This window comes from Sphingosinicella sp. SM1-17 (assembly GCF_056821765.1).
In genome coordinates this window covers 125434-141365 of sequence record NZ_JBPDIO010000001.1, presented here as the reverse complement: position 1 = coordinate 141365, position 15932 = coordinate 125434, and the positions used below count along the sequence as shown (strand labels likewise).

Genomic DNA, 15932 nt, shown 5'->3' with positions numbered 1-15932 from the left:
CGGCCACGATCGACGAAGCAGGCATTCGGTTCGACGGAATGGCTGGTGATGCACCGCAACATAAGCTAGCCGGCCGGCGCGGCGGGGCACCGACCGCGTGTTCAACAGCGGTACGAAGAGAGAATTGCATGCAATTTGGGAAGTTTGCGAGCGCGGCGCTTGCCGCCGCGCTGCTGTTCAGCGTGGGCCCGGCCGATGCTCAGCTTGGGGGCTTGGGGAGGACCCTCGGCAAGGCAGGGGAGCGGATCGGCGTTGGAAATATTTTCGGCGGCCGGGCGCCCATCACGACGAGCCTCGATGATGCTCGCTGGGGCGATGCATCGCGGGACCAGTTCACTCCGCGCGAGACCGCGCGATCGCTCTTGACCCTTCAGCGCACGCCTAACGGAGGATTCGTCCTTCAGCCGGGCTATTACGAGATGCACGCGCAGAGCTATTGCCTGAAGGCGGGCACTCACGGTCCCGGCGGCGGCGACGGCTATCTTTATGCGCCGCCGATCGGCCCGGCCGAAGACGCGGTCGTGACGATCCTTCGCAATTCGGTGAATCGCCCGGAAATCCCGCAGAGCCGGATCCAGACTCTGCTTTGGGCGATCATTGCCCGCGCCAAGTTCGAGGACCTGTCCGCCGAGCACAAGGCGACCGCGGCCCAGCTACTGAGTCCGCGTCAGCTCGCGTCGCTCAACCGGAACGCCCTCGACGTCGTGACCGGACCGCTGCTTCAGCGGGCAATCGGCGATCTTCCGGCGCCGCTCAGAGCCGTCGCGCAAGCCGAGGCGCAGCTGCGTCAGATGCTGACCACTCCAGGAGCGAGCTTCGAGGAGATGGAGCAAGTGGCCGTTCTCGCCGGAATGGCGCCGCGCGGCGAAGGCAGCCAGGACGTGCCGTCCGGCCGCTGGAGCCTTCATCCGGACGGCTATCATGTCCGCTACCTGCCGCAGGGCTACAGCCACACCCTGGTCCAGATCTGGGTTCCCCAGGACAGTTCCGCGGTGGGCAGGGAGTTCGACCCGGCAACGCATATCGCGGTGCCTGGCAATACCAGCCGCCAGCGGCTCGCCCAATCCGCGCGGGTCTACGCGAACAACTGACCCGCCCCGCTTCAGCAGGTCGAACTCGCCACAAAGACGAAGCACAGGGACGGCCGGAGTCGTCGCGCCGTCCCTGTGCGATTTCCCGGAAGCGGCTCGCCGGGAAGTCGCCAATGGCGAGGCTTCGGACCTTGCTGGAAGCGTGGAGAGCGAAATGGCTGAGCTTGGAATAGCGGACCCGCAGCAGATTCAAGAGTGCAGCGAGCGTCGCTCCAGGGCCTGAGCGGCTTCGTCGACGATCTGCCGGACTATCTCGCCCACCGACTGTTCTTCCTTCACCATTCCGACCGACTGACCTGCCATCACCGATCCGGTCTCGACATCTCCGTCGATCACGGCTCGGCGCAGCGCCCCTGCCCAATAATGTTCGATCTGGAGCTGGGCCTCCGCCATTTCCACCTCGCCGCGATCGAGCAGGTCGGCGACTTCGCGCTGCTTGGCGGCGAAGGCTTCCATTTCGCGGTTCTTCAGCGCGCGGACCGGGATGACGGGAAGCCGAGGATCGATCTGGACGCTCGTCACGGCGTCGCGCGCCGAAGCGCGAATGAAGGCCTTCTTGAAGTTGGGATGGGCGATGCATTCGTGCGAACAGACGAAGCGCGTTCCCAGCTGGACGCCGACCGCCCCCATTTCGAGATAGCCGGCGACGAGTCCGCCATGGCCGATCCCGCCGGCGACGAATATCGGTACGTCGGCGGCCAAAGGCGGCAATATCTCCTGAGCGAGCACCGACGTCGAGACCGGACCGATGTGACCGCCAGCCTCCATGCCTTCGATCACCAGGGCGTCCACGCCCGAGCGAACCAGCTTCTTCGCGAGGGCCAGAGCGGGGGCGAAACAGATCAGCTTCGCGCCGCTGCCCTTGATTCGCTCGATCGCTCCGCCCGGGGGGAGCCCGCCGGCCAGAACGACATGGCCGACCTGATGCTTCGCACATGTCTCGATCAGCTCGTTGAGCTGCGGGTGCATGGTGATGAGATTGACTCCGAAGGGCCGGGTCGTTCGTTTTTTCGTCTCCGCGATTTCGATGTCGAGCAGGTCCGCGGTCATGGCTCCGCAGGCGATGACGCCGAAGCCGCCGGCGTTGGATATGGCGGAAACGAGGTTGCGCTCCGAAATCCAGCTCATCGCTCCGCCCAGGATGGCGACGTCGCAGCCAAGAAAGTCGGTGCCGCGCTTCATCAGTCGCTTGAGACGATGATGGCCGACATTGCTCGTCATGTCGTTCACGCTTGATCCTCCGCATCGAGGCCGTAGGCGGTGTGAAGGACACGGACGGCAAGCTCGGTATATTCCTCGGGGATCAGCACCGACACCTTGATCTCCGATGTCGTGATCGCGAGGATGTTGATTCCCCGATCGGCGAGGGTCTGGAACATCTGGGCCGCAATGCCGGCATTCGATCGCATCCCGACCCCGACTGCGCTGACTTTCACGACATGGGTCTCGGTGAGTATGTCCGCAAAGCCGATCTGGTCCTGAACCTTGCGGAGTTCGGCAACGCTGTGGGCAAGCGCGGCGGTAGGAACGGTAAAGGTCAACACGCTCTCCTGACCGCGTCGGGGAACGCTCTGGACGATCATGTCGACATTGATGTTGGCCGCGGCGAGAGGCGCGAAGATCGCAGCGACGGTGCCTGGCCGGTCGGGCAGGTCCGTCAGCGTAACCATGGCTTCATTCTTGTCGTGGGCGATGCCGGTGATGACGTTCCGTTCCATTGACTCATCCTCAAGGGCGTTGTCGCCCACGATCAGGGTGCCGGGCTTGTCCTCGAAGGAGGAGAGGACCTGGAGCGGCATGTTGTAGCGCATTGCCAGACCGACCGATCGGGTCTGCAATACCTTTGCGCCGACGGAGGCCAGCTCGAGCATTTCTTCATAGGTGACGAGACCGAGCTTGCGGGCGCGGGGAACAATTCGCGGATCGGTCGTGTAAACTCCGTCGACATCGGTGTAGATGTCGCACCGGTCGGCGTTGAGCGCGGCTGCAAGCGCCACCGCCGAAGTGTCGGAGCCGCCGCGCCCGAGGGTCGCGAGGTCGCCTTCCTGGGTGACACCCTGGAAGCCGGGAATGACGGCGATCCCGCCTGAGGCGAAGACTCGCTCCAGTACGTCGGCATCGATATGGTCGATGAGGGCGGCGGCATGACCGCTGGCGCGGATGGGAAGCTGCCAGCCCATATAGGAGCGGGCGTTCATTCCCATGCCCTGAAGGGTGATGGCGAGAAGTCCGCTGGTCACCTGCTCGCCGCTGGCGACCACCACGTCATATTCGCGTGGGTCATAGAGCGACGCGGCTTCGCGGCAGAGCTGGACGAGCCGATCGGTTTCTCCGGCCATGGCCGACACAACCACGGCGATCTGATGGCCACGCTCGGACTCGCGCCTCACCAGCCCGGCGACATGACGGATCCGCTCGATCCCGGCCATCGAGGTTCCACCGAATTTCATGACGATGCGGGCCATGCGGGGCGCTTAAGGAGGGGCAGGGCGCAAGGCAAGGCGAGGCAGTGTGGGAAGTCCGCGACCGGGACCAGCCGGGGCCGGACGCTCTTTTCCTCCTCGAGCATTGAGTGCAAGAGGATCCGGCCATGGCGACTCACAGCACAATCGATCCCGCGCAGGCGGAGCATTTCGGGCGTTTGGCGGCAGACTGGTGGAACCCGAAGGGCAGCTCGGCGATGCTTCACCGGCTCAATCCGGTCCGCCTTGCTTATATCCGGGACCGGATCAACCAGCATTGGCGACTGGACGAACATGATCTCAGGCCGCTTGCCGGCCGGCTCGCGGCCGACATGGGGTGCGGTGCCGGCCTGCTCGCCGAACCGCTGGCGCGTTTGGGAGCGAAGGTCACCGCGGTGGATGCCGCTTTCGAGAATGTGGAAGCGGCTCGAGTCCATGCGCTCGGGCAGGGGCTGGACATCGACTACCGCGTCGGCGGCGTCGAGGCTCTCGACGGTCGCTTCGATCTCGTCACCTCGCTCGAGGTGATCGAGCATGTCGCCGACGTTCGGGCTTTCGTCGCCGGCCTTGCCGAATCGCTCGCCGACGACGGGCTGCTCATCCTGTCGACTCCCAATCGCACCGCCTGGTCGCGACTGCTCATGATCACGATCGGCGAGGGGCTGGGCCAGATCCCGCAAGGGACTCATGAATGGGACAAGTTTCTCTGTCCCGAAGAGCTTTGCGCCTTGCTCCAGAATTCGGGGCTCACGGCCGTCGATGTGACGGGGCTGGGCTGGAGCGTGAGCCGCGGTTTCTGTCTGACCGACGATACCTCGCTCAATTATCTGGTGACGGTGAAGCGCGCCTAGTCGCGACGCTCCCGGCTGAGCCGGTTCATCAGGATTGCGGCGCGCTGCGCGGAGCGCACGAGACTGTCGAGCTCTATCCACTCTCCGGGGGCGTGCGTGTTGCCGCCGGCAACGCCCAGGCCAGCCAGAGTGTCGACGTCGCCGGCAACGAAGCTCGAGTCGGCGGCGCCGCGACGGGAGGGATCATATTCCGGCATTTCGGCAAGCCCCAAATCGCGATTTACGCGGTTGAGCCGCGCCAGCAGCTGCCGATTCCCTTCGGTGGGCGCCATTGCCGGATAGCCGTCGTCGGCGAAGACGAGCTCGGCTTCGGTGCGCGGCAGATGCTGGGCGACAATCTCCTGCATTCGCGTCCGGATCCTCTGCTCCTGCTCCGCCGAAAGGGTGCGGATGTCGCCGCGAGCCACGGCAGTCTCGGCCACGATATTGGTCTTGCCCGTGGCCGTGACGGTGAGGCCCTGATCGTCCATGGTGGCGGGAGTGCCGCCCCCGATCACGCCGACATTGTAGGTGAGATTGGGCTCGGGCAGTTCCCGGCGAAAGGCATCGAGGATCCGTGCCATCTCGTAGATGGCTCCGTAGCCAAGCCCCGGCGAGAAGATGCCGCTTGAGTGACCCGACCGACCGCTGGTCCGCAACGTCCAGCTCGTCGAACTGCGCCGCGCCACCGTTCCATAGTCGCGGCCGCCGTCGCGGGCGAGATTCTCGAATTCTAGCGCGTAGTCGGCTTCCCGTCCGGCTTCGATCAGGTCGCGGCGCGCCACGGCAAGCGGCGAGCCCGGTCGTTCTTCATCCCCCGTGAGGACGACCGTGACGTTCATTCCCGCGAGGGCTCCGGATTGGTGGAGCGCCCGGAGCGCGGCGACGATGACGGCGATGCCGCCCTTGTCGTCCCCGATGCCCGGTCCGACGGCGCGGTTTCCTTCGCGAATGAAACGCTGGAAGGGACTGTCCGGCTCGAAAACCGTGTCGAGGTGGCCGATCAAAAGCAGGTGTCGCCCGCCGCGGGCCCGATTCGTGGCAATCAGATGCCCAGCCCGCCCGGTTTCAGCCATGTCGACCCAGCGAACCTGCATTCCCAGCGATTCGAATTCTGGCCGTAGCAGGTCGCCGACCGCGCGCACGCCTTCGAGGTTCAGGGTGCCGCTATTCTGGTTGACCATCCGCTCGAGCAGCTCGACCGTGCGCTCCCGCTCCCGCTCGACGATTTCCGCCATTCGTCGTTCGGCGGGTGTAAGCTGGGCCTGGGCGGCGGCGGGGAGAACAAGGAGCAGTCCGAGAAGGAGCAGGAGCTTCATGCCCCATCCTTATTCGGTTCCCCGCGTTTGGGCTACAGGCCGTGCAAGCCGCTGAACCGACTTGCCGAGTGCGCGTTTCCCCTGCCGAAAGGAGCAGATATATGGGCAACAAGCATCCGGAGCCGAACGACCAGCCGGCTGAGCTTCCTGACGATCTCGACGAGAATCCGGGCATTGGCCAAAGCAAGGGCCTGTTCGCTCGCGACGAGGGCAAGGACGCGGACCTGATCGAGGGCGAGAATACGGTCGAAGGCGACCGGGAAAATGATGCCGGCCTAGGCCAGAGCGCCGACTCGGGTCTTGGCCGAACCAATCGCTAGGCAAGGGCTGGAACCGACTCGCTGAGTGCGCCGTCACCTGAGGCACCGCGGCTTGGGACGATGCGCTGCCGAACGACGGCTTCAACATCAGCGGCTGATGCCGCCCTGCTTGAGGATGGCGAATCGCGCCGGCGCTGAGCATGCAACCGGCGCTCCCGCCGGACATTGTTCCCGGACCACTTGAGGAGAGGGCGATGCGGTTCGGGGGTCGGCGTACCAGCGACAATGTCGAAAGCCAGCGGGGCGGCTTCGGCGGTGGAGGGTTCGGCGGTGGACTTCTGCTCGGGCTCGTGTTCAGCCGTTTCGGATTCGGCGGGGTCGTCGTTCTTGTGCTCATCATGTTCGTGATGGGAGGCGACCCGCTGGGACTTTCCGGAGGCGGGCAGCAGCTTGTCGCGCCACATCAGGCCAGCCGACCGTCAGGATCGGCGACGTCGGTGTGCCAGTCGGACCCGGTTACCCGATTCTCCTGCCAGGTGCTCGCATCGACCGAGGACCAGTGGAGTCGAGTCTTCGCCGACGCCGGTGGGCGTTACCGAGCGCCGCGCCTGATATTCTATGACGGCTTCGGACGGTCCGGTTGCGGTTCGGCCCAATCCGCGATGGGACCGTTCTACTGCCCCTCGGACCAGGGGATCTATCTCGATACCACCTTCTTCCAAGAACTGGCTCAGCGACACGGCGCCCCCGGCGATTTCGCTCAGGCCTATGTCATCGCTCATGAAGTCGGCCATCACGTCCAGACCGTTACCGGTACGGCCGACTCGATCAGGCGAGCGCAGGCGCGCCTGAGCGAGGCGGAGGCCAACGCCCTGCAGGTGAGGATGGAACTGCAGGCGGATTGCTATGCCGGCGTTTGGGCGTCGCTCGAGCGCGGCGCTCTGGAAGCGGGCGACCTGGAGGAGGGAATGACCGCCGCCGCGGCCATTGGCGACGATAGGCTGCAACGAGCGGCTCAGGGCCGGGTCGTGCCCGAAAGCTTCACTCACGGCACTTCCGCTCAGCGTCAGCAGGCGCTGATGCGGGGGTATCGAGGCGGCTCGCCGCAGGCCTGCGAATCCTATACCTCCGGCATCTGACCGCCTGTTCGTCGCGAGGGGAGTGGAAGCGTTACCGCAATTTCGGGAGGTGTCATGCCCCATGATGGGACGGAGTTCGCCGGGAACCGGCGAAGCGACGGAGCGTTCGACGTGCGAAGACACGGCGACGGGGGACTTCATGTCAGCAGAGAAGTCGGGTGAGCGGCTCGGCCGTGGTGGGAACGGCGTCCAGACTTTGACGAGCCTCGTTGCGGAATGAGCGACACCCGAAGCTTGCTCAACCAGGTGAACCGGACTTCCAGCCTCAGCTTCCTTGAAGGTGGCGGCGAGATGGGCGCGCTGATCCGCGCGCACGACTGGAGCCGAACCGCGCTCGGCCGGCCGGAGAACTGGCCGCAGAGCCTGAAGACCGCGATCCGGATCATGCTCACGTCGCGCCAGCCGATCTGGATTGGCTGGGGCGAGGAGCTGATCTACCTCTACAACGATCCCTATCAGTCGATCATCGGCGGCAAGCATCCCTGGGCGCTTGGCCGGCCCACATCCGAGGTCTGGCGGGAAATCTGGCCCGACATCGGCCCGCTGCTGGCGACCGCGATGGGCGGTAGCGAGGGAACTTATGTCGAGGAACAGCTCCTGATCATGGAGCGCAACGGCTATCCGGAAGAGACCTACTATACCTTTTCCTACAGCCCGATCCCCGACGACGACGGAGCGCCGGGCGGGATCATCTGCGCGAATACGGACGACACTCAGCGGGTCATCGGCGAGCGCCAGCTCGCCCTGCTTCGCGAGCTTGCCGCTGAAACTGTTGATGCGCGGAGCTGGCGCGATGCCTGCGCCCGAAGCGTCCGCGCGCTAGCCAGCGACGCCAAGGATCTCACCTTCGCCCTCCTTTATACCGCCGCCCCCGGCGAAGAGGTGCTGACTTTGAGCGGGACTGCCGGCCTGGAGCCCGATCATGACGCGGTCCCGGCGACAATTGCCCTTGACGGGATCGAGCCTTGGCCGGTGCGCGAGGCTCTGGCCCAGCCGGAGCCGCAACTGGTCGGCAATCTCGGCGCTCGCTTCGGCGCCGCGCTGCCGACCCATGCCTGGGACCGACCGAGCGAGACTGCCGCCGTGCTTGCCATCGCTCCGTCAGGCGAAACCGGTCGCTGCGGAGTGCTGGTGGTAGGGCTCAATCCCTATCGCCTCTTCGATGACGAGTATCAGGGTTTCCTGAAGCTGGTCGGCGGCCAGATCGCCGCCGCAATCGCCAATGCCGACGCTTATGAAGAGGAGCGGCGGCGAGCCGAAGCTCTTGCGGAGCTGGATCGCGCCAAGACAACCTTTTTCTCCAATGTCAGTCACGAGTTTCGGACCCCGTTGACGCTGATGCTCGGTCCGCTGGAGGAGATACTGGCCGGCGAGAGCAACCCCGACGCCATGCTGGCGCAGGTTGCCCTGGCGCATCGCAACGGCACCCGTTTGTTGCGGTTGGTGAACAGCCTTCTGGACTTCTCCCGAATCGAGGCCGGAAGGGTGCGGGCCGTCTATGAGCCGACCGACCTTGCGGGGTTCAGCGCCGAAATCGCTTCCAGCTTCCGATCGGCCGTTGAAAAGGCTGGACTGTCGCTGGAGATCGACTGCGACGAACTCCCGCAGCCCGTTTTCATAGATCGCGACATGTGGGAGAAGGTCCTTCTCAACCTGCTCTCCAACGCCTTCAAGTTTACGTTCGAGGGGAAGATTTCCGTGGCTGTTTCGGCTGGGCCGGACGGTCGTTCAGCCCTGGTGCGGGTTCGCGACACCGGCATCGGCATTCCCGAAAGCGAGATGCCGAAGCTGTTCGAGCGCTTCCACCGGGTGGAAGGGGCGCGAGGGCGCAGCTTCGAGGGCAGCGGCATCGGCCTCGCCCTCGTTCTCGAACTGGTGAAGCTGCATGGCGGCGAGATTGTCGCCGAGAGCGCTCCGGGACAGGGAACCAGCTTCACGATCTCGATCCCGTTCGGCCGGGGTCACCTGCCGGCCGACCATGTCCGTCAAGATGTGGACTCGGCCAGTCCGAGCGGCATTCGAGCGCATGAATATGTCGACGAAGCGTTGCGCTGGTTGCCGGAGGCGGTTCCACAGCTCGAAGCCGCCGGCGAGCTCTCGATAGCGGGGCTCGGCGCCGTGACCGAGGTGGCGGGCCGACCAGGCGCCGGAAAGCGGCTAGTGCTGGCCGACGACAATGCCGACATGCGCGCCTATGTCGCGCGCCTCCTGGAAGCGCAGGGCTATGTCGTCGAGACGGTAGAGGACGGCCATTCCGCGCTTGCCGCTGCCCGTTCTGCGCCGCCGGACCTTCTGCTTACCGACGTGATGATGCCGGGGCTGGACGGGTTTGGTCTGCTTCGCGCGATCCGTTCGGATCCGACGCTTGCGAGCGTTCCGGTGATCATGCTCTCCGCGCGAGCCGGCGAGGAAGCCAAGATCGAGGGACTGGATGCTGGCGCCGACGATTATCTGATCAAGCCCTTCGCGGCTCGCGAGCTGATCGCGCGGGTCAATGCCAACATTCAGATGGCGGAGGTCAGGCGCGAGGCCAATCGGGCCATCTTCCTGAGTGAGCAGCGTTATCTGATGACCCAGGACCGGTTGTCGCTGGCGCTTTCCACGGGCCGCGTCGCGGTGTTCGAATGGAATGTCGACGAGGATCGGCTGGCTATCCAGGGGCCGCTCGTCGAGATCTTTGGAGTGGCGGCCGACGCTGCCGAGACAGGCCTTCCCCTGGAGATGTTTGTCAGCGGGATCCATCCCGACGACGTCGAGCGGGTGCTTGCCGCCGTCAACCGTTCGATCGAGACGGGCGAGGATTACGAGGCGGAATATCGTACGCTTGGCAGCGGCCGCGAGCGTGTCGTGCTCGCGCGCGGTCGGGTCGATCGCGATGCCAATGGCCGAAAGAGAATGGCGGGTGTCGTCATCGACATTACCCAGGAGCGCGCCGCGACCCGCGCCCTCGAACAGAAGCAGGCCGAGCTTCGAGCACTCAATGCGGGACTGGAGGAGCGGGTCGCTAGCGAAGTAAGCGAGCGGTTGAGAGCGGAAGAAGCGCTGAGACAGGCCCAGAAAATGGAAGCAGTCGGCCAGTTGACCGGCGGCGTTGCCCACGACTTCAACAATCTTCTGACCGTCATCATGGGCGGGCTGGAAACGATTAGACGAAGCAAGCCCGACGAAGAGCGCCGGATCCGCCGAGCGCTCGACATGGCGATGCACGGAGCTGAACGCGCCGCCAGCCTGACGGAAAGGCTGCTCGCTTTCTCCCGCCGGCAGCCGCTCGATCCCAAACCGCTCGACCTTAACGCGCTGGTCCGGGACATGACCGAGCTGCTCCACCGGACGCTTGGCGAGCAGGTCGAACTCGAAGGCGTGCTTGCCCCCCGGCTGTGGACCATCGAAGCCGACCGCAATCAGCTGGAAAACGCGATTCTCAATCTTGCGCTGAACGCGCGCGACGCCATGCCGGAAGGCGGCAAGCTGACCATCGAAACGGCGAACACGGCGCTCGACGAGAATTACGCCGCCACGGACAGTGAAGTCATTCCCGGGCAATATGTCGCGATCTGCGTCAGCGACACCGGCTCGGGCATGTCCAAGGAAACTCTCGCTCGGGTCTTCGAACCCTTTTTCACGACCAAGGAAGTTGGCCGCGGAACGGGGCTTGGAATGTCGATGGTGTACGGCTTCGTGAAGCAGTCCGGCGGACACGTCACCATCTACAGCGAGGAAGGTCAGGGCACGACCGTCAAGATGTATTTCCCGCGCTACTTCGGAGACTCGCACTTCGCGCGATCTCAGGAGGAGACGTCGGTGCCGGGCGCAAGCGAGGGAGAAGTGATTCTGCTGGTCGAGGATAATGACGATGTCCGGGATTTTAGCGGAATGGTTCTTCGCGAACTTGGATATCAGGTGGTCGAGGCTTCGGATGCGGACTCGGCTCTCGACTTGATTCGTGGCGACCAGCGCATCGATCTGCTGTTCACCGACGTCGTTCTCCCGGGCAAAAGCGGGCGGGTGCTCGCCGACGAGGCGGTCCGGATCCGGCCGGGGCTGAAGGTGCTCTTCACCACCGGCTATTCGCGCAACGCCATCATCCATCACGGCCGACTTGATCCGGGAGTCCAGCTGATTTCCAAGCCTTTCACGCTCGAACAGCTGGCACTGAGGGTGCGCAGCCTTCTTGACGCGGCGGAGATTGAAGTCCCTGTGCCGCACCAGTCGAACTAGCCGTCGGCGGCTCTTCGAAGGCCCACTCGAAGCGCGCTGGACGGTGCAATCTGCCGGCCCTCCTTGGCCTGGTGTGGCCGCTTCGATCGGTTCAGCGAAACCGTCGCAAACTTGAACTCGGCGTCGGATGGCCCCAAGGCATGAGCATGCTCGACTTCGGATTCCTGATCGCAGCTGCCGGCGCCCAGGCAGCGGCATCACCGGTGGAGGCGGACAGCCCGGCTGCCGCTGTCCTCCCGCCGGGGGTGCGAGCGGTGATCGAGGAGGCGATCGCAAGCGATGATCCGGCTGCTGTAGAGATGGTCGCCCGCTTCGTTGCTCGAGCGCATCCCGCCGCCGCCGAAGAGATCAACCGGCTCACCCAGGCGTTCAGTGCGGCTCGAGCCTCACGTCAGGCCGAGCAGGCCGCCCGGCAGCAAGCGCGCCTGGCCGAGGCTGGCCTGTTCGACAATTGGCGGGGCGATCTGGAACTGGGCGCGTCGCGCACCACGGGCGACGCCAGCAGCTTCGGCCTGTTCGGAACCGTTTCGGCCAGTCGATCGGGCATCGACTGGACTCACCGGCTGACTGGTCGGGCCGAAGTTCAGGAAACGGACGGACGGCGAACGATCGAGCGCTTCTCCGCCGAGTGGCAACCGCGGCTGGCGCTCAGTCGGCAGGTCTACGGCTTTGGGATCGCACAATTCGAGCGCGATCCCTTTGTCGGTTATCGCAGCCGCTATTCGGCCGGTCTGGGCGCGGGCTATTTGCTGGTCAACGCCAATGCGTTGCGCCTGGAACTGGAGGGCGGCGCAGTATTGCGCCTCACGGATTTCCTCGACGGTTCGAAGCGCGAGAATGTCGCCGGACGGGCCTCGCTCGATGCGAGCTGGAAACTGAACTCCGCCCTTGAGCTCAAGCAGACCGGTTCGCTGTTCGTTGACGGCGGCAGCAGCAATGCGCGAGCGACGACTGCACTCGACGCGGCGCTGTTCGGTCCGCTGCGGCTTCGAATGTCGTACGAACTGAGGTTCGACCGCGATCCCCTGCGAGGGGTCGATTCTTCCGGAACCACAAGCCGAGCGACGGTCGTCTACGCTTTCTGAGCAAGGCTGATCCTTGACGAACCCTTTCCCGCTCCGGAAACCGAAGCCGGCTCGATCAGGCCCTGCGACGACCGTGTTTTCCCCCAAGTCCTGGTACTCTGCCTTAACCTGTTCATTCTACGAATTTTCCAACGAGCGGAAGATCCGTCGTTGGAGGAAGCGTGGCGGCAGAACCTGGAGCGCGGTATCGGCGCGGTCGCGCCTTTAGGAAGCTGCGTAGGCAGGCGAAGCCCTGCGCGCCCGCCGACGCTTCGGCGACCCTCCTTGCCGAGGCGGAAGACCGCGCTCAACGCTCGGAAGAAGCGCTCCGGGAGATTCGCCGTCAGTTCCTCTACCTGATCAACAACGTCCCGGGAGTGGTCTATCGCTGCGAGGCAGCGGCACCGTGGCGGATGCTGTTCATCGGCAAGCGCGTCGAAGACCTTACCGGATATCGACGAGAGACGTTCGAGGAGGCCGGCGGTTGGGCAGCGATCATTCATCCTGAAGATCTGCCCAGAGTCAGGGAGGCGGTGGAGAAAGCCGTTGCCGGGTCCGGAGAATATTCGATCGTCTATCGGATCACTCATCGCTGCGGCGACAAGCGCTGGATCCGGGAGCAGGCCCATGTCCACCAGGTTGCTGGCGGCGGCCCAGTCTATATTGATGGCTTCATCGACGATCTCACCGCGGTGCGGCACCTCGAGGAGGCAACGCGCTCTGCCGAAGCGGCAGCCCAGGAGCGCTCAGCCATGCTCGCGACGGTGCTGGAGAGCACTTCCGAATGCGTTTATTCGCTCGATCGGAACTGGAGGCTCACCTACCTCAATCGGCGCGCGCGCGAATATTTTGGCGATAAGGACCTGATTGGCCGATCGATCCTCAGCCTTTTCCCTGACGGACGCGAGTCCGACTTCCGTCAATTGTTCGAGCAGGCGATGAAGGGAGGGGAATCAGCTTGGGTCGAGGGTTATCTGGAATCCCACAAGAGCTGGTATGAGCTTCAAGTCACACCGGCGCCCGACGGGATCACCGTCTTCTTCCGCGACGTCACCCAGCGCAAGAAGCTCGAGGCGGCGGAAAAGGCCGCTGCTTCGCGGTGGCGATCGACGCTCGACATCATCCCGCAGATGGTCTGGTCCATACCCGGAAACGGCCGCCAGCCCGATTACTATAACGGCCGCTGGTACGAATTTACGGGTCTTCCGGAGGGCTCGACGGCGAGCGGCGAATGGGACGAGATCGTTCACCCCGAAGACCGGCAGGCCTCCATCGATGCCTGGAAGCGGTCCCGCGCCAGCGGTGAACCCTATGAGGCCGAGTTCCGGGTCCGCCATCGCAGCGGCACCTATCGCTGGGTGGTCTGCAACGCGCGTGCCGAGAAGGACTCAGCAGGCCATGTGATCCGCTGGTACGGGACTGTCACGGACATTCACGAGCGATATGTCCAGCAGGAGGAGCTGAGGCGGAGCGAGGCGCGTGGGAGAGCGATCCTGCACTCCATTCCGCAGGTCATCTGGTCGGCCGGGCCGGACGGCAGCGTGGATTTCATCAGCAACCAGTGGAAGAACTTCTACGGCGGTGAGTCGACGAGGCTGATGGCGGGTGAATGGCTGTCGATGCTCCATCCCGACGACGTGGAGCCGACCCTTCGCCAGTGGGGCCGCTGTCTCGTCGAAGGCACGAATTATGAAGCCGAGGTCCGGTTTCAGCTCTGCCCGGGCGACTATCGCTGGACCCTGGTTCGCGGGATCCCCGAACGGAACCAGGATGGCGATATCGTCCGCTGGTACGGCACCTGCACCGACATCGACGACAGAGTTCGCGCCGAGCGGCAGCGCGACCAAATCGAGCAGCTTTATCGCGGCATCGTCCAGGCGAGTCCCGACTGCGTGTCGGTGCTCGACCTCGAGGCGCAGGTCCTGTTCGTCAACGACGCAACGGTCCGGGCCTATGGAGTTGCGAGCGCGGACGATCTTGTCGGGCAGCGCTGGGGAAGCGCATTCAATAGGAGCGAACGAATCCAGGCCGAAGCCGCGCTGGAGGTGGCTCAGAATGGCGGCGTTGGCCGCTTGGTCCTTCGTGGGACTCCGAGCCGGAACCGGTGGTTCGACGTCGTGGTCGCGCCGATCCTCGGCTCCGCCGGCAAGCCGATCAACTATGTCGTCATTTCGCGCGACTTCACCGAACAGAAGCAGGCCGAGGACCTTGCCCAGTGGGCGGCCAACCACGATCCGCTGACCCAGCTTCCGAACCGCTTTCTGCTCCAGAAGAAGCTGGAGGAAGAGATCGGCCGGGCCGAGCATTCGGGCGGGGGCTTTGCCCTGCTGATGCTCGACGTCGATTATCTGAAGCGGGTCAATGACGCGATCGGCCATGACGCGGGAGATGCGTTGCTGTGCGAGTTTGCGCGCCGGCTGAAAGGCGCTCTTCGCCCCGACGACACCATCGCTCGTCTCGGCGGAGACGAGTTCGCGATGATCCTTCCGGGAGCGGAGAATGCCGAAGCCGTGGCCTCGACCGTGGCGGCCATCATGAGCGCGCTGGCTGAACCTTTCTCGTTCAGCGGCCGACTGCTCGAATGCCGCGCGAGCATCGGTGCGACGCTTTTCGGTCTGCATGGCCGGTGCAAGGCCGACCTGCTCAAGAATGCGGACGTCGCACTCTACTCCGCCAAGGCTTCGGGGCGAGGGGGGTACAAGATCTTCCGTCCGTCGATGCGCGAGGAGATGCAGAAGCGCACATCGATGCTCAACCTCGCCAGGGACGCGGTCCGAAAGGACGCGATCCTCCCACACTACCAGGCCAAGGTCGACCTGGGGCAAGGCAAGGTTTTCGGATTCGAAGCGCTGCTGCGCTGGCGCGACTTTTCGGGCGAGCTTCGGATGCCGGCCTCAATCTCGGCCGCCTTCGAGGATATGAGCGTGGCCGCGGAAATCAGCGATCGAATGATCGGCCGGGTGATCGAAGATGTGATCCGCTGGAGGGAAGCGGATCTTCCGTTCGGCCATGTCGCCATCAACGTCGCCGCCGCCGAGCTGAGGCGCGGCGACTTCGTCGACCGGCTGCTGGAACGCCTCCACGGCGCCAACATTCCCCCTTCGGCGCTGCAACTGGAAGTGACCGAGACGGTGTTCCTGGGACGGGGAGCCGAATATGTGGAGCAAGCCCTTCGAGCGCTGAGCTCGGCCGGCCTCAAGATCGCCTTGGACGATTTCGGAACCGGCTATGCTTCGCTTTCCCACCTCAACCAGTTTCCGGTCGACTTCATCAAGATCGACCGGTCCTTCGTCCAGTCGATCGGGAGGCCAGGCGGCGGTGCGGCGATCGTCGATGCGGTGCTCGGTCTTGGGAGGAGCCTCGGGATCGGCGTGGTGGCGGAAGGTATCGAGACCCTCCAGCAGCACGATTATCTCGTCGCCCGCGGCTGTCGTTACGCCCAAGGCTTCCTTTACAGCCGGGCCGTCGCGGCAGAGGATGTGCCAAAAGCAGTCAAGGCGCTGAGTTCGGGCCGTTGCCGGGCTCCATCACTGGCCGCATAACCACGAT

General features: G+C 64.5%; 10 protein-coding genes. 7 read left to right on the top strand and 3 right to left on the bottom strand.

Translation table 11 applies throughout. The features are described from left to right. Positions 1-128: 128 nt before the first annotated feature. A complete protein-coding gene (locus ACRYLT_RS00695) occupies positions 129-1091 on the top strand; it encodes a hypothetical protein (protein ID WP_482662192.1) in 963 nt (320 codons plus the stop codon). Positions 1092-1280: 189 nt separating this feature from the next. Here the strand turns inward: ACRYLT_RS00695 and ACRYLT_RS00690 are convergent, their stop codons facing one another. Both ACRYLT_RS00690 and ACRYLT_RS00685 read right to left on the bottom strand, forming a co-directional pair. Then, positions 1281-2312 carry an NAD(P)H-dependent flavin oxidoreductase gene (locus tag ACRYLT_RS00690; protein WP_482665366.1) on the bottom strand — a complete coding sequence of 344 codons (1032 nt, stop codon included), beginning with the start codon at positions 2310-2312 and terminating at the stop codon, positions 1281-1283. 5 nt (positions 2313-2317) lie between these two features. Continuing rightward, the gene (locus tag ACRYLT_RS00685; RefSeq protein WP_482662191.1) at positions 2318-3556 is read right to left on the bottom strand and encodes an aspartate kinase; all 1239 of its coding nucleotides are present in this window, start codon (positions 3554-3556) and stop codon (positions 2318-2320) included. Between the two features lie 125 nt (positions 3557-3681). On the opposite strand from ACRYLT_RS00685, the gene ubiG reads away from it, so the two are divergent. Then, positions 3682-4404 (top strand): bifunctional 2-polyprenyl-6-hydroxyphenol methylase/3-demethylubiquinol 3-O-methyltransferase UbiG, encoded by a 723-nt coding sequence (gene ubiG, locus ACRYLT_RS00680; RefSeq protein WP_482662190.1) that lies wholly within the window; start codon positions 3682-3684, stop codon positions 4402-4404. Here the strand turns inward: ubiG and ACRYLT_RS00675 are convergent. Continuing rightward, positions 4401-5702 (bottom strand): M20/M25/M40 family metallo-hydrolase, encoded by a 1302-nt coding sequence (locus tag ACRYLT_RS00675; RefSeq protein WP_482662189.1) that lies wholly within the window; start codon positions 5700-5702, stop codon positions 4401-4403. The genes ubiG and ACRYLT_RS00675 overlap by 4 nt on opposite strands. A gap of 101 nt (positions 5703-5803) precedes the next feature. On the opposite strand from ACRYLT_RS00675, the gene ACRYLT_RS00670 reads away from it, so the two are divergent. The 5 genes from ACRYLT_RS00670 (at position 5804) to ACRYLT_RS00650 (ending at position 15925) form a co-directional block, all read left to right on the top strand. Then, positions 5804-6022 (top strand): hypothetical protein, encoded by a 219-nt coding sequence (locus tag ACRYLT_RS00670; protein WP_482662188.1) that lies wholly within the window; start codon positions 5804-5806, stop codon positions 6020-6022. A gap of 194 nt (positions 6023-6216) precedes the next feature. Continuing rightward, positions 6217-7101 carry a KPN_02809 family neutral zinc metallopeptidase gene (ypfJ, locus tag ACRYLT_RS00665; RefSeq protein ID WP_482662187.1) on the top strand — a complete coding sequence of 295 codons (885 nt, stop codon included), beginning with the start codon at positions 6217-6219 and terminating at the stop codon, positions 7099-7101. A gap of 216 nt (positions 7102-7317) precedes the next feature. Continuing rightward, on the top strand, positions 7318-11319 hold the full coding sequence (locus ACRYLT_RS00660; protein ID WP_482662186.1) for an ATP-binding protein: 4002 nt from the start codon (positions 7318-7320) through the stop codon (positions 11317-11319). 140 nt (positions 11320-11459) lie between these two features. Beyond that, positions 11460-12404: a DUF481 domain-containing protein gene (locus ACRYLT_RS00655; RefSeq protein WP_482662185.1), complete on the top strand. Its 945-nt coding sequence runs from the start codon at positions 11460-11462 to the stop codon at positions 12402-12404. Between the two features lie 161 nt (positions 12405-12565). Next, the gene (locus tag ACRYLT_RS00650; RefSeq protein WP_482662184.1) at positions 12566-15925 is read left to right on the top strand and encodes a sensor domain-containing protein; all 3360 of its coding nucleotides are present in this window, start codon (positions 12566-12568) and stop codon (positions 15923-15925) included. Positions 15926-15932 lie beyond the last annotated feature (7 nt).